The sequence below is a fragment of the Chroococcidiopsis sp. SAG 2025 genome (genome assembly GCF_032860985.1).
GTDB lineage: Bacteria > Cyanobacteriota > Cyanobacteriia > Cyanobacteriales > Chroococcidiopsidaceae > Chroococcidiopsis.
This window is the reverse complement of sequence record NZ_JAOCNC010000001.1, coordinates 3,130,322-3,150,527: the sequence shown is the minus strand read 5'-3', so window position 1 is coordinate 3,150,527 and position 20,206 is coordinate 3,130,322. Positions and strand designations below refer to the sequence as shown.

The window sequence follows — 20,206 nt, the reverse complement described above, 5'->3', positions numbered from 1 at the left end:
TAGAAAGAAATCACGATCGCCTTTCGATCTAATTTGCCTTGCTGGCTTCCCAACTCCCGACTCCCGACTCCCGACTCCCTTCTAGTATGGGTAAAAATTGCCGAATCAGTCCGATTGTTACGGCTGGGAGTTCTAGCTGGGGTGTGAGTCCTACTTCTGGCAAACTTTGAAAAATCTTAATGGCTTGAGGATTGATCTGGGCAAATCGCTGTCCGATTTCTGGGGAAGTGAATTCAGATTTTTGTCCCCAGATGATGGCAGTAGGAACTATTAGTTGAGGAATATAGAGAGACAAGTCGAAGCACAAGTCGCCACGGACAAAAGATAAGGCGGCGTATTCAGCGTTGGGTTGGGTAGCAGATTCGAGGTAAGCAGCGACTATTTCTTCATAAATCCGGTTGGGTTGGGCAAACTGGCGCTGTTCTAAGAAACTACGAATCCCGTTACTCGTAGCAACCCCCGTGCTGTACAGCAAGCGATCGAGAATGGGAACGCTGACGATCTGGGCAAAGAAACTGCGGGAATAGTTTTCGCCAAAATCAGACAATCCGGCAGGTGTAGTCAAGATTAACGACTGAAACAATTCTGGACGAGCGATCGCCACCCTAACGACCATCGCCGCTGTCAGGGAGGAAGCAATAACTGTTACCGCACCCTGACAAGTCTGTTCTAAAAATTCCGCGATCGTCGTGAGATAGTCTTCAACTCGATAACTCCGTGCTGGATGCTCAGAGCGTCCCCAACCAATCAGATCGGGCGCTACAATGCGATACTCAGCAGCAAAAGCCGGATAAACCTTCGACCATTCGTAAGCTGAAGACCCGCCTCCAAAACCATGTATGAAAACGAGAGTTGGTTTGTCAGTATTATCGGCTCCATCTTTCAACCAAGGTTCTCCAGCATCGGTATAGTAAACCATTCTGCCTAGAGAGGTCATCACAGAACGCTGTTCAAATCCAGGTGGTAAAAACATAATTTGTTATTGGTCATTGGTCATTGGTGCGTGGTCATGGGCAATTTACTGGTGACTGCTAACTGGTCACTGTTTCTAGTTTCTATCTCACGGGTTCTGCTTTTTCTACTGATTTATCAGTGATTCCCAAAGTTAGTTTTAAGGGCGTGCGCGTGGGACGAGCTTTTACAACTTGACGATAGACTTGATAATTCGTAGGTAAAGTCACTTGGCGATCGCCTTGGGGATAACTGAACTGATACTCCACAGATTTGATTAACTCTGGAGGACTCGCCCGTTCGCCCGATTTCTTTCTTTGTTCTACCTCATCGACTGTAGGGCGTGGTGGTAGAGCCGCCCACCACAGTCCTCGGTCGTCGGGACCAGTGACCGCGCCCATTGGTTTAATCCCGTTACGATTGATTAAAGATGTGGAAGCAAAGGTTTCAAATCGAGGTGATTTGTTATTAAGGTCGATGGCATACTTGACTTGCCAAGTGTAAATTGTTTTTGCAGTAGCTTCGTATTGGTCAATTGTTAGATTAGAACAACCACTCAGGGCGATCGCGATCGCACCCCCCACTACCATTAGTCGATACCAAGAATTGCTCATCAGTTATCAGTTCTCAGTTCTCAGCGAGTCGTGAAATTTTAACTTTTGACTTTTGACTTTTAACTTTCCCTACTCCCTACTCCCTACTCCCCAGTTAATGCAGCTAGCGCCCTTCTTACCCCTAATGTATCGAATTCTCAAGCCGTCGTTTCCTAGTTGCTTGTGGTCTGGTCACAATCGCGCCCGCTCGATTGCTTTGACTTTCGATGATGGTCCCCATCCTTCCCATACGCCTAAGTTACTAGAAGTTTTAGACCGCTATGCCATCCCTGCTAGTTTTTTTTGGCTGGGTGCTTGCGTTCGGCGCTCTCCCGAGCTTGCCAAAGCAATTTACCAACGAGGACATTGGATCGGTAATCACGGCTACGACCATCGCTCTTTTCCCATGCTGACACCTACCGAATTGCAACACAGCCTGGTAGCTACCCAAGAGGCGATCGCGACTGCTTGTGACTTACCTACTACCCGCGTCCGCGATGTCCGTCCGCCGAATGGTTTGTTTACCCCTCAAACCTTAAATTTGTTACATCAATGGAACTACAGACCCGTAATGTGGAGCGTGGTTCCCGAAGACTGGGTTCGTCCTGGGATAGCTGTTGTCGTTCAACGGGTCATGCAGCAGGTACAAAACGGTTCGCTGATCGTACTGCACGACGGTGCTTGTGGCGGTGCAGATGTTGCCGATGTTGCGGCTGTCTTAATTCCTCAATTGTTAAGCCTGGGTTACGAATTTGTCACGATCGATACCTTGTGGCAACAATCTCTATCCCTTACGAGTCAAGGTTTTTCGTCTTTTTTAACTAGTGGCAACCGCTCTTTTTGACACAAATTTAGTGAATTTCTCGTGAGGAGAGCTGTCATCTGCCTTCAGTATTAATTACAATGACAGAGAAAAGTTTATTAGTTTGTCAAGAACACGTAGGTTGAAATATCCGTACAACCTCAGTTAACTTGTGATTATGATTGACGATCGAATCAGTTGCATCTCAATCAAAATTAGAACATTTGCACTAAGTGGTAAGTGTGATGTTTTGGAAAATGCCAAAACCTATTTCCGCACCAGTGCAGAGTTACTGGTACTACTATTGTCAATCGCGCTTAGGGGACACATGAACGACTAAACAAGGCTGAATAGGTGGTCTAGACTATTTTTCCTCGCAAAACACGCAATGGCAAAAAATGCTCTGCTCCTGTTGTCTTACACTACTAAGCATTACACTTCACCATCAATTTGCACTCTGCAACCTGGGTAGATCTACGCGATTTTTCTCCAGATTGCGGAAGACAAATTTAAGATGTAATTCGTAGGTGTAAATCCAAATTGGGAAACAATTGAACTTGTCTTGACCTTCTGACTTCAAAATTAGAACATTAAATCTGCCCAAATTTTGTGAAACAGGCTACAATCGGAACGGTCTTCATTACCTAAGAGATAAATAGCTATTGGTGCATCTATCCAAGGCTATGTCTATTAAATTGAGCAGAGCTTATTTTAGACCAATCGGTTAATCTCAAAGTATGTTTTCAGGCAAGAATCCTACCACCATATCGTTCGGATCTGCCCATGAATCTTCCCGACAGAGAATCTCTTTGCAGCCAGTCGCTAGCTGATGCAATGAGAGCAATTTTTAAGTGACTAAATGTTTGTTGAATCAAGGAGCATGAGGAACGCGGCATGAACCAGGCTAACAACGTACTACTCGAAAATATTCAACAGTCTGAACCCCAAACGGCTCGCCAGTCTGATTTCGAGCGCGATTTTGACTTTTCATTAGAAGAAGCAGAAGAGTTACAAAGCTTAGAAGTAGATGATAGTGACGGATTTTTAGAAGTTCAGCCTGACGAGGATGACGCTAAGCCTGGGAAAGGTGGAAAAACCCGTCGGCGGGCGCAAACAAAGAAAAAACAATATACCGAAGACTCGATTCGCCTTTACTTACAAGAAATCGGTAGAATTCGCCTTCTGCGGGCAGACGAAGAGATTGAATTAGCACGAAAAATTGCCGATTTACTAGAACTAGAGCGAATTCGAGAAAAGTTATCCGATCGACTAGATCGCGAACCGCAAGACAGTGAATGGGCGGAAGCAGTTAAGCAGAATTTACCTGCATTTCGCTATCGTTTGCACGTCGGACGGCGGGCTAAGGACAAGATGGTGCAGTCAAACCTGCGCCTAGTGGTTTCGATCGCTAAAAAATATATGAATCGCGGGCTGTCGTTCCAAGACTTGATTCAGGAAGGTTCTTTAGGTTTGATTCGGGCGGCTGAGAAGTTCGACCACGAAAAAGGCTATAAGTTTTCTACCTACGCTACATGGTGGATTCGCCAAGCAATTACTCGCGCCATTGCCGATCAATCTCGTACTATTCGCCTGCCAGTCCACCTCTACGAAACTATTTCCCGCATTAAAAAAACCACTAAATTGCTATCGCAAGAAATGGGTCGCAAGCCCACTGAAGAGGAAATTGCTACCCGCATGGAAATGACAATCGAAAAGTTGCGGTTTATTGCTAAATCAGCCCAGCTACCAATTTCATTAGAAACGCCCATCGGTAAGGAAGAAGATTCCCGACTGGGCGATTTTATTGAGTCGGATGGAGAAACGCCAGAAGATCAGGTTTCTAAGAATTTATTGCGCGAAGACTTAGAAAAAGTTTTGGATAGCCTCAGCCCACGGGAAAGAGACGTGTTGCGTTTGCGATATGGATTAGATGACGGTCGAATGAAAACGCTAGAAGAAATCGGACAGATCTTCAACGTGACTCGCGAAAGAATTCGTCAAATCGAAGCAAAAGCTTTACGTAAACTTCGCCATCCCAACCGGAATAGCGTGTTGAAAGAATATATTAGATGAAGTCGGAAGTCAGAAGTCGGAATCAAAGATTTTTAGATGTATCTAGACTAACTTCTGGTTTTGAAGCGAAAAATGCATGATTAGTGTGAAGATAGTTGTGGATAGTCTTCACACAAAAAAAGACTTGGGAATGCCTGTTCCCAAGTCTTTTTGTTGCTTTAAATCTAACACCACAGATTTACAGAATTCCCCAGAAGTGAAGGAAACCTTGACCTGAGAACAGTTCGATCGCCACAGCTGCTAGGAAACCGATCATTGCTAAACGACCGTTCCAAATTTCAGCTTGAGGTGTGAAACCCCAACGCCATGCATTGCGATCGTCAATGATTGGTGTGGTAACTTTAGTTGTGTCTTGCATGATTGATGCTCCTAAATTGGTACTTCAGTCAGAAAACTGTAACTTTTTATTTAGTTATGTAAATTAATATAACAATTAGTCGATGAAGATGCAACAGCTTAAATGAAATTTACTGGCAAAAAGTCGGACTGAAGCAAAGAAGATCGAACCAAAATCAAAAAATCAGCTAGCGTACATTCAAATTACGAGCGGGCAAGATGCCCACTCCACAAAAGCCAGAACCTTCGCTAACCAAAAACGAGTGGTTGCCTAGCCTCACACTACAGGTAAAGAAATAAGGCAATAAAAAAGCCCACCATTGCCAAGCGACCATTCCAGAGTTCTGCTTGAGGGGTGAAACCCCAGCGCCATGCATTGCGATCTTCCATCGCTGTAGTGGCAAGTTTTGTAGTATCTTGCATACTTCTATCTCCAGTTAGCCCTGACTCATTAAGAATTACAACAGAATATGTAAATTAATGTAAAAAATAAAGATTCTGCTGCGCTCTATCTTAAGGAGGAGATGGTCAGTCGTTAGTTATCAGTTGTCAGTTGATTCTGACTTACGACTTATAACTTGCGACTTACTGACAAGTTGGTTGCTGGATCGAAAAAGTGAATTTTTTCTGGGTGAAGCGATAGCCACAATTGTTCGCCAATGTTCACCGTCCGCTCTGGTGGAATACGTACTTGTAACGGAGTAGGAGTAGCATTAGCCGCAGTCATAGTCGTGACAAAGAGGTAGGTTTCGTTGCCCAAGGCTTCTACTAGCTCGACTTGTACGGGGAGATTGTCAGGTGCGGCGCTACTCAAATTTAGGTGTTCTGGTCGAATGCCCAAAATTAAATCTCGTCCATCATACTTCTGTAAAGTAGATGCCCAAACTTCGGAAAGATTGAGACGAAATAGGGGATGGACGATCGCCTGCGGAGCTTGAAACTGGACGGAGAGAAAGTTCATCGGTGGCGAACCGATGAATTCAGCCACAAATTTAGTCGCGGGGTGATTGTAAAGTTCTAGCGGACGAGCGACTTGCTCGATTTGTCCTTGGTGCATCACAGCAATGCGATCGCCCATCGTCATTGCTTCTGTTTGATCGTGAGTGACGTAGATCGTCGTCGTTCCCAGCTGACGTTGCAATTTGACAATTTGAGCGCGGGTTTCTGCTCGCAATTTTGCATCCAGATTGGAAAGGGGTTCGTCCATCAAAAAGACTTGGGGGTTGCGGGCGATCGCTCTACCGAGAGCGACTCTTTGCTTTTGTCCTCCCGATAGCTGTTTTGGCAAGCGCTGCAAAAAAGATTCAATTTGTAACAATGCTGCAACACTCCTGACTCGCTGGTCGATCGCCCGTTCCCTTGCCGTCATGTAACGCAGTCCTTTCGGCAATCTGCTCGTCATCCCCACTAGGACATTTTGAATCTGAAGCGGAATTCTTGTCCCCCCTGCTCCCTCAACTCCCTCAGCTCCCCCAGCTCTAGTACGCCGCAGTCCAAAAGCAATATTGTCATACACCGACATATGGGGATAAAGAGCGTAGTTTTGAAACACCATCGCGATGTCTCGTGCTTTAGGCGGAAGTTGGTTGACCAGGCGATCGCCAACCCAGATGTTGCCTGAACTTAATTCTTCCAACCCTGCGATCGAGCGCAACAGCGTACTTTTACCGCAGCCTGAAGGTCCGACCAGCACCATAAACTCGCCATCCTCAATAGTGAGGTTAATCGAGCGCAAGACATCGACATTTTCTGCTTGCTTTGGTACTTTCTCCACCTGCGACTTAGATGCTTCCATTGCAGGTGTAACCTCAACCGGAGCGAGTAGATCTGCTGTCATTGGGACTACAGCGCGATCGCCAGGACGAGCGGGAAAGCTTTTGTAAACGTTTTCTAGGGTGACTGCTGCCATTGGAGGGGCGAGGAGTGAGGGGCGAGGAGTAAGGAGTGAGGAGTGAGGGGACAAGGGGAGAAGTCAAAATTCAAAATTCAAAATTTGCCTCTTGCCTCTTTTCACTGATAACTGACAACTGATAACTGGTAACTGACTAAGCATCGCCGAAGACCGTAAAGTGCCAGGGTTTTTTGACTGCGCCGCTGAGGTCGAACATAACGTGTTTGGCAATTGTATACTCATCAAAAGCATAACGGGAGAGATCTTTGCCGAAGCCGGACTCTTTAAAGCCACCGTGAGGCATTTCGGAAGCCAGGGGCAAATGGTCGTTAATCCATACCGTGCCAAATTGTAGCGCACTCGCAACGCGCCAAGCTTTAGCAGAATCTTTCGTCCACACAGATGCAGCCAGACCGTATTTCACGTCATTTGCAACTGCGATCGCCTCTGCCTCAGAATCAAACGAATTGACTACCAGGACGGGACCGAATACCTCTTCTTGCATAATTTCGCTTTGAGTGGCAGCCTGACAAAATATTGTCGGTTGGTAGAAAAAACCCTTGCCTTCAGGTATTCCACCTGATAAGTGCGCGGTAATTCCATCCGCCTTGGCTCTTTCTACAAATCCATGCACTCGTTGGCGTTGGTCAGATGAGATTAATGGACCCATATCCGTCGTTTCTGCTTGTGGCGTTCCCAGGCGGATCTGTTGTGACAGCTTGGTAAAAGCCGATAAGAAATCCTGATAGCGGGAGCGTTCTACTAAAATTCGCGTGGCTGCTGTACAATCTTGTCCTGTATTGATATAAGCGCCAACGACTGCACCTCTAGCCGCTGCTTCGATGTCTGCGTCAGCAAACACGACAAAAGGAGCTTTCCCGCCTAATTCTAAATGTACTCTCGTCACTTTCTGAGCCGCTAGTTCCATAATCCGCTTACCCGTGCGGGTAGAAGCAGTAAACGAAACCATTCGCACGTCGGCATGATTGACCAGAGGTTCCCCTACCCCTGGACCTTTACCTGTTACGACATTGATGATTCCTGGCGGAAAGCCAACTTCTAACGCTGTTTGAGCCAGCATTATAGTTGTTAAAGGAGTTTGGGGTGCGGGTTTGATGACAACAGTATTTCCCGCCGCAACTGCTGGGGCAATTTTCCATGCTGCCATCATGATTGGATAATTCCAGGGGGCAATGGAAGCAACTACGCCAATTGGTTCGCGACGGATAGCAGAAGTGTAGCCAGGAACGAACTCTCCAGCTGCAATTCCCTCTATGACTCTGGCTTGTGCGGCAAAGTAGCGGATATTGTCGATCGCAAAGGGGATATCGCCGTTGGCTGCTAGTTTAATTGGTTTACCGACATTGAGGCTTTCAGTTTTTGCTAGTGTTTCTGCTTTTGCTTCTAGAGCATCGGCAAGTTTGTACAGCAATGCACTCCGTTCGCTTGGAGAGAGGCTAGACCATGAAGGAAAAGCTTGTTTTGCTGCCTCTACAGCTTTATTCACATCAGCATAATCTGCTTGCGGGACTTCCGCGATCGCTTCTTCCGTAGCAGGATCGATGACCGTTTCCCAGTTAGCACTCACCGCTGCCACTGCTTCCCCGCCGATAATCATCTTATGTTGTTCCATAATCCCCTCAGTTATTCAGTTATCAGCAAAGAGCGGGAGTCGGGAGTCGGGAATTGGTAATTGGTAATTGGTAATTGGTAGTTTCTTCTCCCTTGTCCCCTTGTCCCCTTGTCTCCCTTGTCTCCCTTGTCCCCTCACTCCTCACTCCTCACTCCTCACTCCTCATTCCTAACCACTGACTCAACAACACCAAACCGACTGAAAATAAAAGAATCAGTGTTACTGTAGCGTTAATTTCTGGGGTCATACCAAAACGCAGTCGCGCCCATATTTCCATTGGTAGTGTATTATCCTGCCCCGTGAGGAAGATTGTCACGACGATCTCATCAAAACTTAGGGTAAAGGCAAGTAAGGTAGCTGAGATTAGAGCCGAACGTAACCCAGGAAATACCACTTTCCAAAATGCTTCCCAAGGGGGAGAACCTAAATCGGCGGCGGCTTCTTCCAAACTGCGGGGTAGACGGGCAATTCGGGCGGCGACAGTGTTAAATACAACCGGAAAGCCAAACGTGGCATGACCGATGATGACAGTCATTAATCCCAAGGGTAAGTCTATTGCCGAAAAGAAGCTGAGCATGGCTACCCCCGTGACAATTCCAGGCAGAACAATCGGTAAGATGACTGCGGCGCGGAAGAAGTTTTTGCCAAAGAATTGATGTCGCTGGATTGCTAAAGCTGCCAAAGTTCCTAGAGTTGCAGCAATAGTACAAGAGGCGATCGCCACTTTTAAACTATTAAATAATCCTATTTGCAGTTGTTCGTCCTGCAAAGCCTTGGCGTACCAATCCAGAGTCCAACCGTGAATTGGTAGAGATAGCACTCTCCCCTGACTGAAGCTAAAGATAGCGATCGTCAGGATGGGCAAATACATGAATAAATAGATTATTAGTGTAACTGTGCCAAAAATTAGTTTAGGGAGTCGTAGGGACGGGTTCACACAGAATCTCTGTTTAGTACGAAGTTTTTTGGTAAACCCGCCCGTACGGGAGTCGGGAGTCGGGAAACTTTAAATTTTGACTTTTGACTTTTGACTTCACTTCTATCTTCTACTAACTTCATAAGTTTTCTAAAGCACCTTTGCGGGAGATAATGGCTATCAGTCCAAATATTAGCAACAATACTACCATTGCTAAAGCAGAACCAAGAGGCCAGTTATCAGCGACACCAAATTGATTGGCGACAATATTACCAATCAAAATATCTCCTGCCCCACCCACTAAGGAAGGAGTAATATAATCTCCCATTGTCAAACTAAATACTGATAGCGAACCCGCCAAAATTCCTGGCAAAACTAGAGGAAAAGTGACTCTACGAAAAGTGTATAAAGGATGTCCTCCTAAATCTGCCGATGCTTCTAGTAAGTTACTCGGCAATCTTTCGAAGGCAGTTACCAAAGGTAAGATCGTAAATGGTAGCCATACGTAGCAGAGAGTCACAACCATCGAGAATTGATTGTAGAGAAATAGGGAAGAAGGCTGAGATAGTATACCTAGAGATATTAGTAAGCTATTGAGTACGCCGTTGTAGCCTAAAATAATTCGCCACGCAAAAACGCGCACGAGATAACTAGACCACAGCGGTAAGAGAATTAAGATTGTCAATAATTGTTTATATTTTCCTGCATACTTAGTCAGAAAGTAGGCAACTGGAAAAGCTAACAGCGTATCAATTATAGTGACAGCGATCGCAATGTATAGAGTCCGAATAACTGTATTGCGGTAGCCAGAATTAGTTACAATTTGGGCAAAATTTTCCCAGGTGAATCGAGGAATAACCTCCACATATTGGTGCTGCATGAAAGCATAACTGAGGAGTATGGCTAGGGGAATGAAATAAAACCCTAGCATCCATAAGCAAGGAGGTAAAAAATTGACCCAAAAACCTACTGGTTTAATAGCAGGTTTTGGCTGGACTGTTATGGTTACGTCCATTGAGAAAGTCAAAAGTTAAAAGTTAAAAGTCAAAACTCACTGGTCACTATTCACTTTTCGCTGTTCACTGAGAACTGATACCTGGTAATTGATAACTGTCAGCCGCCGCCAACAATTGTAACGACTTCTAGGCGATCGCCTGCTCGCAACTGAGTGTTCTCCCAAAACTGACGGTGCAAAATTTCGCCGTTGTATTCTACTGCAACTAAGCGCGGGTTAAAGCCGAGTTGTTCTAGCGCCTCTGGAAGTCGAGCATTGTTAGCACAATTACGAGTTTCTCCATTCACTTGTAAGCTAATTTGTTCGGTCATAAATCTTAATTAACTTCTATTTATGGAGTTGTACGGGGTTGTACGCGGGCGAGCTGTGCTAAAAAATACTGCGTTACTAGAGTAGGTTGCTCGGCTCGCACGATCGCTCTTACGACTGCAACTCTCTGCGCACCTGCGTTTAGCACTTCATTCACATTGTTAACATCTATGCCACCGATCGCAAACCAGGGAATTGAAACGTTTTTAGCCACATGGCGAATATATTCTAATCCTACTGGTGCTTTGCCTGCTTTTGTGGGCGTTTCATAGACCGGACCTACACCAATATAATCGGCTCCTTCCTGAATTGCTCGTTGCATTTCTTCTGGATTTGTGGTAGAGCGTCCGATAATTTTCTGGGGTCCGAGGAGTTGGCGGGCGATCGCAATTGGCATATCCTGTTGTCCTAGATGCACTCCATCGGCATCTACTGCCAAAGCGAGATCGATGTGATCGTTGACTAAGAAAATTGCCCCGTATTGGTGACAGAGTTGACGTAATTGTCGAGCAGTCTCCAGGCGATCGAGATCTGCGGTATCCTTATCGCGGTACTGTACGAGGCTCAGTCCTCCTTGCAGTGCTGCTTCTACTACATGAAACAGCCCTTCTGTCGGGGAAGTCACTAAATATAAGTACGATTGCGCTAGTCGTTGGTGTCGTTGATAACCTAGTAAGTGACTTTCTAGGATATAAACTCGATAACGCATTTGTTTAAAGGCAGCTCCCATTTTCGGATTGTAGAGCTTGCTATATTCTTCTACAACCCGCAAAGCTTCTTCTACTCGGCAGAAATTGGCTTGCAGCAAAGTTCCTAAGCCAGATCGTCGCTCCTCTTGGGGATGAGTCAGTTCTGTCCCAGGATCGCCAGGAGTATCTCGTGCCACTCGTAAATCTAAAGTATGCCAGCTGGCTAGCTCTTGGCGCAGCTGCTTGCATTCATCGCTGAATTGGCTGTTATTTAATCCAAATCGACACCACTCTTCTACGATCCGCAAGCCTTCACGGGCGCGGTCTAAGTTTGCATCCAAAATTCGGCAGACAGCTGGCTGCACTTGTCCTCTCCCGTTTCGTAGCTACCTGACTGAGAACAGACCATTTGATGTTCTAATCGTAACAGTCCCTGCTCAGTTTACGACAGTCGGGAGACGGAAGCCGGGAGTCGGGAGTCGGGAATCGGGAGTCGGAGAAGAGATCTGAGGAGGCTGGGGAGCTGAGGGAGAAAAAACAACCGTCTTCAGGCAGTGTAGCGTAGCGTTTACTGTCAACCAACAACTAACAACCAACAACCGATCGCCTCTTGACTTTTATGCTCTTTAGATATATAAGGAGGCAGAACAAGTCAAAAAAGAAAAAAGCTAAACTTTATTGTCATTTAAAATTTGGCAGTAAAATCCTGTGTCTGTGTGAGAAGGAGTGCCGTGAGTATGAAAAGTTTCCGTAGCGATCGCCATCTCTATTTATCCTTCCAGACGATGGCGCAGAAAACTTGTATTCACGGTTTATTCTTAAGTGCCACTAGAATCAGTCTAACTATATTTTTCTGGCTGTGTTTCAGTCATGTAGGTATTGCTATCCCACCACTGCAACTGACGCAAACCCCAACTAGCGAATCTCAAACTGCGAAGAAAGTTATATTTGTCAATCCTACAGCTGTTGAGAATGGCAATGGCAGTGAAAGCAGTCCTTTTAAAACGATTGCTCAAGCCCTTCAACAAGCTGAATCCAATGTCATCATTAAACTAGCGGCGGGAACTTACAGTAGAGAATCTGGAGAGACATTTCCGCTCAGACTGAAACCAGGAGTTACTCTTCAAGGCGACTCTAGCAACCAGGGTAGCAATATTGTTATCAAGGGTGGGGGAATGTACATGAGTCCTACCTTTGCTCGTCAAGATGTAGCAATTTTAGGGGCGGATGAAGCGGGATTGACGGGAATAACAGTCACGAATCCCAACCCACGCGGTTATGGATTATGGATTGAGTCATGCAGTCCTGCGATCGCGGATAATACTTTTACTGGTAGCAGCCACGATGGAATTTCCATCACGGGTGATAGTGCGCCAATCGTCCGCAACAACCGCTTTATTCAGAATGGCGCGAATGGAATTACAGTTTACGGAATTTCCAAACCAGAGATCCGCGCTAATGTTTTTGAGCAAACGGGTTATGGCATTAATGTTGCTCAACGAGCCGCACCGTTAATTATAGAGAATCAAATTATTAATAATCGGGCTGGTGTCGTGTCTCAAGCTTTCACAAAACCAGTCCTACGCAATAACATTATTGAGGGTAATAAAGAAGATGGTGTCGTGGCGATTGGCAACAGTCAACCCGATTTAGGCACGCCAACCGAACCAGGTAAAAATCAATTTCGCCAAAATGGGCGATATGACATCAATAGCAGCGCTGCTAAGCGAATCACAATCTCTGCTGTAGGCAATCAAGTTACCGCAGATCGTTCCATTGGTAATATCGATTTTGCAGGAACGAGTAATGTTGCCTCAAATTCGGGAGGAGTCGAGAATCGTAGGGGCGGGTTGAGCGAAAGTGCCACCGATGAAGCGATAAATCTTGGTTCAAAACCCGCCCGTACAGGAGTCGTAGGGGCGGGTTTACCAGAAGATCCTGTGCGCAAACCTACAATTCCATCAAACCCGCCCGCACGAGAGTCTTTGATTCCGAATTCCGAATTCCGAATTCCGAATTCTCCTCCAGCCTCTCAACCAGCATTACAAGTTGTAGAAATTCCCGTACCGCCTCCAGAGTCAGAATCAGCGCCAGTTCAAAAGAAGCCCGCTCAAAAGCCAAAGAAGCCTTCAGCATCTAAGCCTAGCAAACTTGCATCACATAACCAATCTCCAAAAGTCGCGACATCAACGACAAAACCTAAGCCCGAAGTAGTAAAAGCTCCTGCAACTAAACCCAAGCCTGAAGCAACAAAAGCCCCTGCTACAAATGAGAAGCAACCGCTTGCTGCCAACCCTCAAACTGAAGTGGAAATTCCCGTCAGCCGATCGCAGCCACCAGCAAAAGGCGATACGATAACTCACGGCTTACCAACTTTAAAACCAGCTGCCGTCAATCCTAACGAATTGTTACCCGTTCCCGATGGTGACATACCTTCTAGTAGCGATCGCCCCGCCCGAATTGCTGCGGTATCATCGCATAACTCTTCTCAAGTGGGAAGTTTGCGCTATCGAGTCTTGGTAGAAGCAGAAAACGCACCTACACAAGAAAAAGTGCGATCACTCGTTCCTGGTTCATTTCGGGTTTCTGCTAAGGGTAAAACAATTATGCAAGCGGGGGCATTTAGCGATCGCTCTAAGGCTGATGAAGTTGCGCAGTTACTTACTAGTAACGGGTTAAAAGCTAAAGTTGAACAGATGAATTAACTCAACATTAGAAGCGTTATTGATACGTACTAATGTTAAAAACTAAGGGCGTTCAAAGTTAGGCAATAGAAATCTTTAATCTATAATACTTGTATTTCACCTACTGCCCAATCGATCGCTTCTAAAAATTGCTTTAAGACGCTTTCTTCTTTTAAAACTGATAATGGAATATACCAATAATACGGGTTGACAGATACTGCTTTACCTACAATAGAAGTCAGACGATTGAGCAGTTCATTCTTAATTTCTGGAAGATGAAACGGAGCTTCGTTTGCAGAAATTTCAACTGTGCCACTTGTCCAAACTACAAAAAACTTTTTCTTTTCTCCTTTGGTAGTGACGATTCTTGGTGTGAAAGAACCAGATTGATTTCCTTGACCCCATGTAGGAAATAAATTTTTACAGCTCGCCCAATCAAGGATTGTTTGAGTAATCTTTGCTATGTCAACTCCTTGTTTTATTTCTATTTCTTCAATAAAATTTGTTTCGTTCCACTGTCTAACCTCTCGCGCAACACTACTAATTTCATTACCTTTTGCTGCTGTTGTCTGACCGATAACTCTAGGAATGAGAACTTTTAAATTTTGCCCTTCAAATTTCTTAATTTCAACTCCTATAACCTCTGCTGGGTTCATCTGCTTATTTAAAAATTCTATAATTCGCTGAAGTTCAGATGGGATTTTATCAGCTACAAATAATAAACGAATTTTACCTATATGCAAATTATCTTTAACTCTTTGCCAAAAATTAGAGATTTGAATATCATCTTCAATAAGATTGAATAATGTTGGACGATCGGGTACAAGGAAATGCGATAACAATGTGTTAGGTTCTAAACCTCTAATCTGACAATTTGCTTCAAACTGAGCAATAATTTTTTCAATTGACCAATAAACTACAGCATGAGATGCATAATCTAACATTTGACCGACAACCTCTCGCCGAATTCGAGTGTCACAGCTACGCTTGACTTCCACAATTGTAGGAATTCCGTCTTGGTCGAGAAATAAATGATCGACAAACCAGCGTCCATATCCATCTTCTTCTGAAGGAACTTCCATTTCTGGTTTTATTAATAACCAGCGTCGCGGTGTCGTGCTGTCTATTTGATCTCCAGCCAGAAGACTGGGATAATCTACTAACAATTTTTGTAGTAAAGCTTCTGAGTTATAGGCTTGTTCCGTCATTTCAACTAATCGCCCATCATCCTGAATTAAATAAATGCCACCAGTCATAGAAAATCTCTTGTGTTGACATATATATAATTCCCGCTCTCGCCAAGCGAAATACAAACCTTAACACCGTGCAATTCCCTCCTGACGAGCAGCGCGTTGCACAGCTGCAGCTACAGTAGGAACAACTCTAGCGTCAAAAATAGAGGGAATTATATATTCGCGGTTGAGTTCTGTGGATGTTACCAAAGAGGCGATCGCCTGTGCTGCTTCTAAAGACATCATGGTAGTTATTTTCGTGGCGCGACAGTCTAAAGCCCCGCGAAATACCCCAGGAAATGCCAGAATGTTATCGATCTGATTTGGGTAGTCGCTGCGTCCCGTTGCCATGACTGCAACATCCTCAGCCACAAGTTCTGGCTGTATTTCAGGGACGGGATTTGCCATCGCCATCACAATTGGATTTTTTGCCATCGATCGCACCATATCTCGCGTTAATATACCTGGGGCGCTAACACCGATAAATATGTCAGTACCGACTAAAGCACCTGCCAAAGTTCCCATTTGACTGACAGCAAATTCTTGCTTTTGAGCAGTTAAATCTTGGCGGTGGGTGGAAAGAATACCTTTAGAATCGCACAGCAAAATATGGACAGCACCAGCGTTTTTCAAAAGACGCGCGATCGCGACTCCCGCCGCCCCTGCACCGTTAATAACAATCCTCACTTCCGCTAGTGACTTGTTAACTAACTTTAGAGCATTGATCAGCGCCGCCAGCGCCGCGATCGCTGTCCCCTGCTGGTTGCCGTGAAACACGGGAATATCTAATTCTTGCCGCAGCCGTTGTTCGATCTCAAAGCAGTGCGGGGCAGCAATATCTTCCAAGTCTATGCCACCAAATACGGGGACAATTTTTTTCACAGTAGCGATAATTGCTTGTGTATCCTGAGTCGCCAAACAAATTGGAAAAGCATTAATTCCAGCAAATTCTTTAAAGATCGTGGCTTTGCCTTCCATTACAGGTAATGCTCCCGCCGCCCCCAGATTCCCCAACTCTAAAACTGCACTCCCATCAGTGACGATCGCTACAGTGTTTTGTTTGATCGTCAGATTGTAGACTTGTTCTGGGTCACGGGCGATCGCCAAACAAACTCGCCCCACTCCTGGCGTGTATGCCATTGCCAAATCATCTTGACTTTTGAGCGGAAGTCTGCTGATAACGGAGATTTTGCCGCCCCGATGTAAATTAAAAGTGCGATCGTAGACATTAATCACTTCAATTTCTGGTAATGCCCGTACTGCCTGCACGATCGCCTCAGCCTGTTCCGTGCTAGAAGCATCTACAGTCAGATCGCGAATTGCCTGCGATCGCGTGCGTTCCACCAAATCAATTTGACCGAGAGTTCCACCACAAGAGGCGATCGCTTGAGTCACGCTAGCCAACATCCCAACGCGATTGGGAATCTGCAAGCGCAGCGTCAAGCTAAAACTAGAATTTGGAGTTGGGTTAACCATAAAGAGGGAGACAAGGGGACAAGGGGACAAGGGGGACAAGGGGACAAGGGAGACAAGAGAAGGTCGGGATCTGAGGGAATTAGGGATGAACAACCCATTACCCATTTACCCATTACCCATTACCAACTACCAACTACCAATTACCCTGATAACTGCAATCGGGAACCAAGAAATATAACTTCAGTCATAGCTAACCAGTTATTGTACTTATAACTTGCATTTAACCTGCGTTTGCCAATGCCTAAGCGGAATCCTCAGCAGCCAAAGCCAGATAATGTGTGGATCGAGGGACTGAAAACTGTAGGTCTGAGCTTGTTTTTAGCCTTTGGAATTCGTGCTGGTGTCGCCCAGTCTTTTTTTATTCCTTCTGGGTCAATGGAACCAACACTAGAAGTTGACGATCGCTTGATGGTAGATAAACTCAGCTACCGCTTCCAAGCACCCCAAAGAGGTGACATCGTAGTGTTTCAACCACCTCCTGCTGCAATCTCTGCGTGTGGATTGCCATCTAACTCGCATGACTCGTTTATTAAGCGAATCGTTGGACTTCCTGGGGAACGAGTGGCAGTGAAAGCGGGACAAGTGTATATCAACGATCGCCCTCTAGCAGAAAGCTATATTGCCAGCAAACCAGACTACGAGCGCCCGGTTCGAGTTATCCCGCCGAATTCTTATTTGGTACTAGGAGACAATCGCAACAATAGCTGCGACGGACACGAATGGGGCTTTGTAAAACGCGATCGGATCATTGGTAAGGCGATCGTCCGTTTCTATCCTTTCGATCGCATTGGTATTTTTACTCGCGATCTTAAGTAGTGAGTAGTGCGTGGTAATTGGTAATTGGTCACTGCTCCCTGCTCCCTGCTCCCGACTCTCCCACTGCCGACTCCCTCATTAGTAGACAGCAATGCTTGTGTCCTAACTTAATAGCTCAAATGCATCTATCGCAAGGTAAGTTGTATGTATATAGGACTGCCAACGAACTTTACCAGCGATTGAGTTTTGTCGCATGAGTTATGTCGCACAACCGCCCCTCTAACTTCTATTTCAACCTAACCGAGCGAGAACGCTCGAATTTAAAACGCACGGTCGATTATTCCAGCGTGCAGTCACTACCAGAAATTTGGGCGATCGCTGTCAAAAAATTCGGTGATACCGTGGCGCTGCACGATCCCCACGTCCAACCAGAGACAACTTTTACCTACAGTCAGTTGTACCAGCACATTCAAATCTTTGCCGCAGGGTTGCAAGCGCTAGGGGTAACAGCAGGCGATCGAGTGGGGCTAGTCGCAGATAATAGTCCGCGCTGGCTGATTGCCGACCAGGGAATATTAACGGCTGGGGGAGTGGATGTCGTGCGTAGCTCCCAAGCGGAAAAACAAGAATTACTATACATCTTGGAACATAGCGGTAGTACAACACTGGTAATAGAAGACCGCAAGACTTTAAGTAAAGTGCGCGATGGCTTAGACAAACTTCCAATTCAGTTGGTGGTGTTGCTGTCAGACGAAATCTTAGAGGAAACTGGCTCGCTCAAAATTATGAATTTCTCTCAACTGATGGCAGTGGGAGAAAACCAACCACTCCAACTAGTGGTGCAGAATCGGGATACTCTTGCCACTCTGATGTACACTTCTGGGACGACAGGTAAACCTAAAGGTGTAATGCTGTCTCACGGAAATTTGCTGCATCAAGTTACGTCATTTGGCGCAGTCGTACAACCAGAAATTGGCGATCGCATTCTCAGTATCTTACCTGTCTGGCACTGTTACGAGCGGAGTGTCGAATATTTCCTCCTTTCTCAAGGTTGTACGCAGATATACACGAATATTCGTCACGTTAAAGCAGACTTAAAAACATTCAAACCTCGCCTCATGGTAGGCGTTCCTCGGTTGTGGGAATCGATTTACGAAGGGGTGCAAAAACAGTTCCGCGACCAACCCGTTAAAAAACAACGTCTGATCTATTCCCTGTTGAATATTAGCCAACGTTATATAAAAGCACGGCGAATTGTTCGAGGTTTAGCATTAGATAACCTTTATCCTTCTCCATTGCAACGCCTGCAAGCTGGGATTCAAACCGCAGTTTTAGCACCGATTCACAATCTTGCCGATCGTTTAGTCTACAAACAGGTACGAGAAGCAACGGGAGGACGAATTAGACAGGTGATTAGCGGTGGTGGTTCCCTTGCCATGCACCTCGAAAACTTTTTTGAAATTGTTGGTGTCGAAATTTTAGTAGGATACGGTTTAACCGAAACCTCTCCCGTGACCCACGTTCGTCGCCCTTGGCGCAATCTACGCGGTTCCTCTGGGTTGCCAATGGCAGGCACGGAAGCCAAAATCGTCGATCCTGAAACTCGCCAAACCCTACCACCGATGCAGCGCGGCTTGGTCTTGATCCGAGGACCCCAGGTGATGCAGGGTTACTACAAAAACCCAGAGGCGACAGCCAAAGCGATCAATCCTGAAGGTTGGTTCGATACTGGCGATTTAGGTCTAGTTACGCCAGCAAATGACATTGTATTAACAGGCAGGGCAAAAGATACGATTGTCTTGTCTAACGGTGAAAATATCGAACCGCAGCCAATCGAAGATGCCTGTCTGCGCAGTCCTTACATCGACCAAATTATGCTAGTCGGACAAGACCAGCGATCGCTCGGAGCCTTAATTGTCCCTAATCTAGAAGCATTGCAGCAGTGGGCAGTCTCTCAGAATTTGCAGTTGAATTTACCACAAGAGGAGCGAGGAGTGAGGAGCGAGGAGCGAGGAAAAGAAAGTATTTCCGATTCCCGTACGGGCGGGTTTCCAAACCCGCCCCTACCGACAATCGATCTCAACCACCCAGCCATCCAAAACTTATTCCGCCAAGAGTTAACGCGGGAAGTCAAAGACCGTCCAGGGTATCGTCCCGACGATCGCATCAGTACATATCGGCTGATTTTAGAGCCATTTTCGATTGAGAATGGAATGTTAACCCAAACCTTAAAAATTCGCCGACCCGTTGTCATGGAGCGCTATCACGATATGATTGACGGGATGTTTAGGTAATCTTAGGATTACCGCAAACTATGTAACAAATACCAATCATCAACTATGGATGCCGCAAACCCTCAACAGATGTTGTTAAAGCGCCCGATCAACGTCAAAGCAGTTGTGACTCCCCGTTGGAAAGATGAAGTCCAGCAGCAGCTACAAGCACAAATTAACGCCGTTGACCAGCAATTGCAACAATTAGAAAGACAAGGACAACGGGCGATCGCCGAGATCCAAAAACAAAGCATACAGCCTCCAGGTCCAGAAACTCGCCAGCAGATCGAAAGCATTCAACTGCAAGTCAACGAGAAAAAAAGCGAACTGTTGGAGCAAAAAAACCAGAGTTTGCAGAACCTTCAGCAGGTGCAACTGCTCGAAATGAATCAAGAAGTCAGCCAATTTCAATTAGAAGGGATCTTCAGCGTCCAGCCAGGGGACAACCTGATCGCCAAACTCCAAGTTGAAATTCTGTTGCGTGATGGAATTGTAGAAGAAATTCGCGGTGAAATTTAAGCATGGCTAATGGCTAATGGCTAATGGCTCTTGAACAATGAACAATGAGCGATTAGCA

At 45.7% G+C, this 20,206-nt stretch carries 20 protein-coding genes; 6 read left to right on the top strand and 14 right to left on the bottom strand.

All coding sequences use genetic code 11. The features are described from left to right. Window positions 1–28: 28 nt before the first annotated feature. Together N4J56_RS15230 and N4J56_RS15225 are read right to left on the bottom strand one after the other, a co-directional pair. A complete protein-coding gene (locus N4J56_RS15230) occupies window positions 29–973 on the bottom strand; it encodes an alpha/beta hydrolase (RefSeq protein ID WP_317107209.1) in 945 nt (314 codons plus the stop codon). Window positions 974–1,055: 82 nt separating this feature from the next. Further along, window positions 1,056–1,565: a hypothetical protein gene (locus tag N4J56_RS15225; protein WP_317107208.1), complete on the bottom strand. Its 510-nt coding sequence runs from the start codon at window positions 1,563–1,565 to the stop codon at window positions 1,056–1,058. Window positions 1,566–1,662: 97 nt separating this feature from the next. Here N4J56_RS15225 and N4J56_RS15220 point away from each other — a divergent pair, with 97 nt between their 5' ends. Then, entirely contained in the window at window positions 1,663–2,388 is a 726-nt protein-coding gene (locus N4J56_RS15220) for a polysaccharide deacetylase family protein (protein WP_410500504.1), read from the top strand. An 852-nt stretch (window positions 2,389–3,240) separates the two neighbouring features. Next, the gene (rpoD, locus tag N4J56_RS15215) at window positions 3,241–4,419 is read left to right on the top strand and encodes an RNA polymerase sigma factor RpoD (RefSeq protein ID WP_317107205.1); all 1,179 of its coding nucleotides are present in this window, start codon (window positions 3,241–3,243) and stop codon (window positions 4,417–4,419) included. A gap of 178 nt (window positions 4,420–4,597) precedes the next feature. On the opposite strand, the gene N4J56_RS15210 is transcribed toward rpoD, so the two are convergent. The 10 genes from N4J56_RS15210 to N4J56_RS15165 all read right to left on the bottom strand — a co-directional run bounded on the left by N4J56_RS15210 (window position 4,598) and on the right by N4J56_RS15165 (window position 11,573). Next, window positions 4,598–4,777: a chlorophyll a/b-binding protein gene (locus N4J56_RS15210; protein WP_015154022.1), complete on the bottom strand. Its 180-nt coding sequence runs from the start codon at window positions 4,775–4,777 to the stop codon at window positions 4,598–4,600. 260 nt (window positions 4,778–5,037) lie between these two features. After that, on the bottom strand, window positions 5,038–5,178 hold the full coding sequence (locus N4J56_RS15205) for a chlorophyll a/b-binding protein (RefSeq protein ID WP_317107204.1): 141 nt from the start codon (window positions 5,176–5,178) through the stop codon (window positions 5,038–5,040). Window positions 5,179–5,326: 148 nt separating this feature from the next. Then, the gene (locus N4J56_RS15200; protein ID WP_317107203.1) at window positions 5,327–6,664 is read right to left on the bottom strand and encodes an ABC transporter ATP-binding protein; all 1,338 of its coding nucleotides are present in this window, start codon (window positions 6,662–6,664) and stop codon (window positions 5,327–5,329) included. Between the two features lie 136 nt (window positions 6,665–6,800). Beyond that, on the bottom strand, window positions 6,801–8,279 hold the full coding sequence (locus N4J56_RS15195; RefSeq protein WP_317107202.1) for a gamma-aminobutyraldehyde dehydrogenase: 1,479 nt from the start codon (window positions 8,277–8,279) through the stop codon (window positions 6,801–6,803). Between the two features lie 15 nt (window positions 8,280–8,294). Continuing rightward, window positions 8,295–8,417, bottom strand: a complete 123-nt coding sequence (locus tag N4J56_RS15190; RefSeq protein WP_317107201.1) for a hypothetical protein — start codon at window positions 8,415–8,417, stop codon at window positions 8,295–8,297. 10 nt (window positions 8,418–8,427) lie between these two features. Continuing rightward, complete coding sequence (locus N4J56_RS15185) at window positions 8,428–9,150, bottom strand: ABC transporter permease (RefSeq protein WP_317107200.1); 723 nt, start codon at window positions 9,148–9,150, stop codon at window positions 8,428–8,430. A 62-nt stretch (window positions 9,151–9,212) separates the two neighbouring features. Further along, entirely contained in the window at window positions 9,213–9,338 is a 126-nt protein-coding gene (locus N4J56_RS15180; RefSeq protein ID WP_317107199.1) for a hypothetical protein, read from the bottom strand. Further along, window positions 9,335–10,210, bottom strand: coding sequence for an ABC transporter permease (locus N4J56_RS15175; protein ID WP_317107198.1), 876 nt, complete (start codon window positions 10,208–10,210; stop codon window positions 9,335–9,337). Before N4J56_RS15175 ends, N4J56_RS15180 begins: the two co-directional genes overlap by 4 nt. Window positions 10,211–10,308: 98 nt before the next feature. Further along, the gene (gene thiS / locus N4J56_RS15170; protein WP_317107197.1) at window positions 10,309–10,521 is read right to left on the bottom strand and encodes a sulfur carrier protein ThiS; all 213 of its coding nucleotides are present in this window, start codon (window positions 10,519–10,521) and stop codon (window positions 10,309–10,311) included. Window positions 10,522–10,541: 20 nt separating this feature from the next. Next, a complete protein-coding gene (locus N4J56_RS15165; protein ID WP_317107196.1) occupies window positions 10,542–11,573 on the bottom strand; it encodes a thiamine phosphate synthase in 1,032 nt (343 codons plus the stop codon). A gap of 372 nt (window positions 11,574–11,945) precedes the next feature. Here N4J56_RS15165 and N4J56_RS15160 point away from each other — a divergent pair, with 372 nt between their 5' ends. Continuing rightward, window positions 11,946–13,913: a DUF1565 domain-containing protein gene (locus N4J56_RS15160; RefSeq protein ID WP_317110642.1), complete on the top strand. Its 1,968-nt coding sequence runs from the start codon at window positions 11,946–11,948 to the stop codon at window positions 13,911–13,913. Window positions 13,914–13,993: 80 nt separating this feature from the next. Here the strand turns inward: N4J56_RS15160 and N4J56_RS15155 are convergent, their stop codons facing one another. Together N4J56_RS15155 and N4J56_RS15150 are read right to left on the bottom strand one after the other, a co-directional pair. Beyond that, window positions 13,994–15,148, bottom strand: coding sequence for a hypothetical protein (locus N4J56_RS15155; RefSeq protein ID WP_317107195.1), 1,155 nt, complete (start codon window positions 15,146–15,148; stop codon window positions 13,994–13,996). A gap of 60 nt (window positions 15,149–15,208) precedes the next feature. Continuing rightward, complete coding sequence (locus N4J56_RS15150) at window positions 15,209–16,600, bottom strand: malic enzyme-like NAD(P)-binding protein (protein WP_317107194.1); 1,392 nt, start codon at window positions 16,598–16,600, stop codon at window positions 15,209–15,211. Window positions 16,601–16,837: 237 nt separating this feature from the next. Here N4J56_RS15150 and lepB point away from each other — a divergent pair, with 237 nt between their 5' ends. The 3 genes from lepB (at window position 16,838) to N4J56_RS15135 (ending at window position 20,148) form a co-directional block, all read left to right on the top strand. After that, the gene (lepB, locus tag N4J56_RS15145) at window positions 16,838–17,416 is read left to right on the top strand and encodes a signal peptidase I (RefSeq protein WP_317107193.1); all 579 of its coding nucleotides are present in this window, start codon (window positions 16,838–16,840) and stop codon (window positions 17,414–17,416) included. Between the two features lie 200 nt (window positions 17,417–17,616). Next, window positions 17,617–19,650 (top strand): long-chain fatty acid--CoA ligase, encoded by a 2,034-nt coding sequence (locus N4J56_RS15140; protein WP_317107192.1) that lies wholly within the window; start codon window positions 17,617–17,619, stop codon window positions 19,648–19,650. A 45-nt stretch (window positions 19,651–19,695) separates the two neighbouring features. Further along, on the top strand, window positions 19,696–20,148 hold the full coding sequence (locus N4J56_RS15135) for a YlqD family protein (RefSeq protein WP_039714230.1): 453 nt from the start codon (window positions 19,696–19,698) through the stop codon (window positions 20,146–20,148). The last annotated feature ends 58 nt before the right edge of the window (window positions 20,149–20,206 follow it).

Bases quoted from the DNA above. Each gene is read 5' to 3' on its own strand.
- N4J56_RS15230 (WP_317107209.1), bottom strand. From the start codon at position 973: ATGTTTTTACCACCTGGATTTGAACAGCGTTCTGTGATGACCTCTCTA.
- N4J56_RS15225 (WP_317107208.1), bottom strand. From the start codon at position 1,565: ATGAGCAATTCTTGGTATCGACTAATGGTAGTGGGGGGTGCGATCGCG.
- N4J56_RS15220 (WP_410500504.1), top strand. From the start codon at position 1,663: ATGCAGCTAGCGCCCTTCTTACCCCTAATGTATCGAATTCTCAAGCCG.
- rpoD (WP_317107205.1), top strand. From the start codon at position 3,241: ATGAACCAGGCTAACAACGTACTACTCGAAAATATTCAACAGTCTGAA.
- N4J56_RS15210 (WP_015154022.1), bottom strand. From the start codon at position 4,777: ATGCAAGACACAACTAAAGTTACCACACCAATCATTGACGATCGCAAT.
- N4J56_RS15205 (WP_317107204.1), bottom strand. From the start codon at position 5,178: ATGCAAGATACTACAAAACTTGCCACTACAGCGATGGAAGATCGCAAT.
- N4J56_RS15200 (WP_317107203.1), bottom strand. From the start codon at position 6,664: ATGGCAGCAGTCACCCTAGAAAACGTTTACAAAAGCTTTCCCGCTCGT.
- N4J56_RS15195 (WP_317107202.1), bottom strand. From the start codon at position 8,279: ATGGAACAACATAAGATGATTATCGGCGGGGAAGCAGTGGCAGCGGTG.
- N4J56_RS15185 (WP_317107200.1), bottom strand. From the start codon at position 9,150: ATGTATTTGCCCATCCTGACGATCGCTATCTTTAGCTTCAGTCAGGGG.
- N4J56_RS15180 (WP_317107199.1), bottom strand. From the start codon at position 9,338: ATGAAGTTAGTAGAAGATAGAAGTGAAGTCAAAAGTCAAAAGTCAAAA.
- N4J56_RS15175 (WP_317107198.1), bottom strand. From the start codon at position 10,210: ATGGACGTAACCATAACAGTCCAGCCAAAACCTGCTATTAAACCAGTA.
- thiS (WP_317107197.1), bottom strand. From the start codon at position 10,521: ATGACCGAACAAATTAGCTTACAAGTGAATGGAGAAACTCGTAATTGT.
- N4J56_RS15160 (WP_317110642.1), top strand. From the start codon at position 11,946: ATGAAAAGTTTCCGTAGCGATCGCCATCTCTATTTATCCTTCCAGACG.
- N4J56_RS15155 (WP_317107195.1), bottom strand. From the start codon at position 15,148: ATGACTGGTGGCATTTATTTAATTCAGGATGATGGGCGATTAGTTGAA.
- N4J56_RS15150 (WP_317107194.1), bottom strand. From the start codon at position 16,600: ATGGTTAACCCAACTCCAAATTCTAGTTTTAGCTTGACGCTGCGCTTG.
- lepB (WP_317107193.1), top strand. From the start codon at position 16,838: ATGCCTAAGCGGAATCCTCAGCAGCCAAAGCCAGATAATGTGTGGATC.
- N4J56_RS15140 (WP_317107192.1), top strand. From the start codon at position 17,617: ATGTCGCACAACCGCCCCTCTAACTTCTATTTCAACCTAACCGAGCGA.
- N4J56_RS15135 (WP_039714230.1), top strand. From the start codon at position 19,696: ATGGATGCCGCAAACCCTCAACAGATGTTGTTAAAGCGCCCGATCAAC.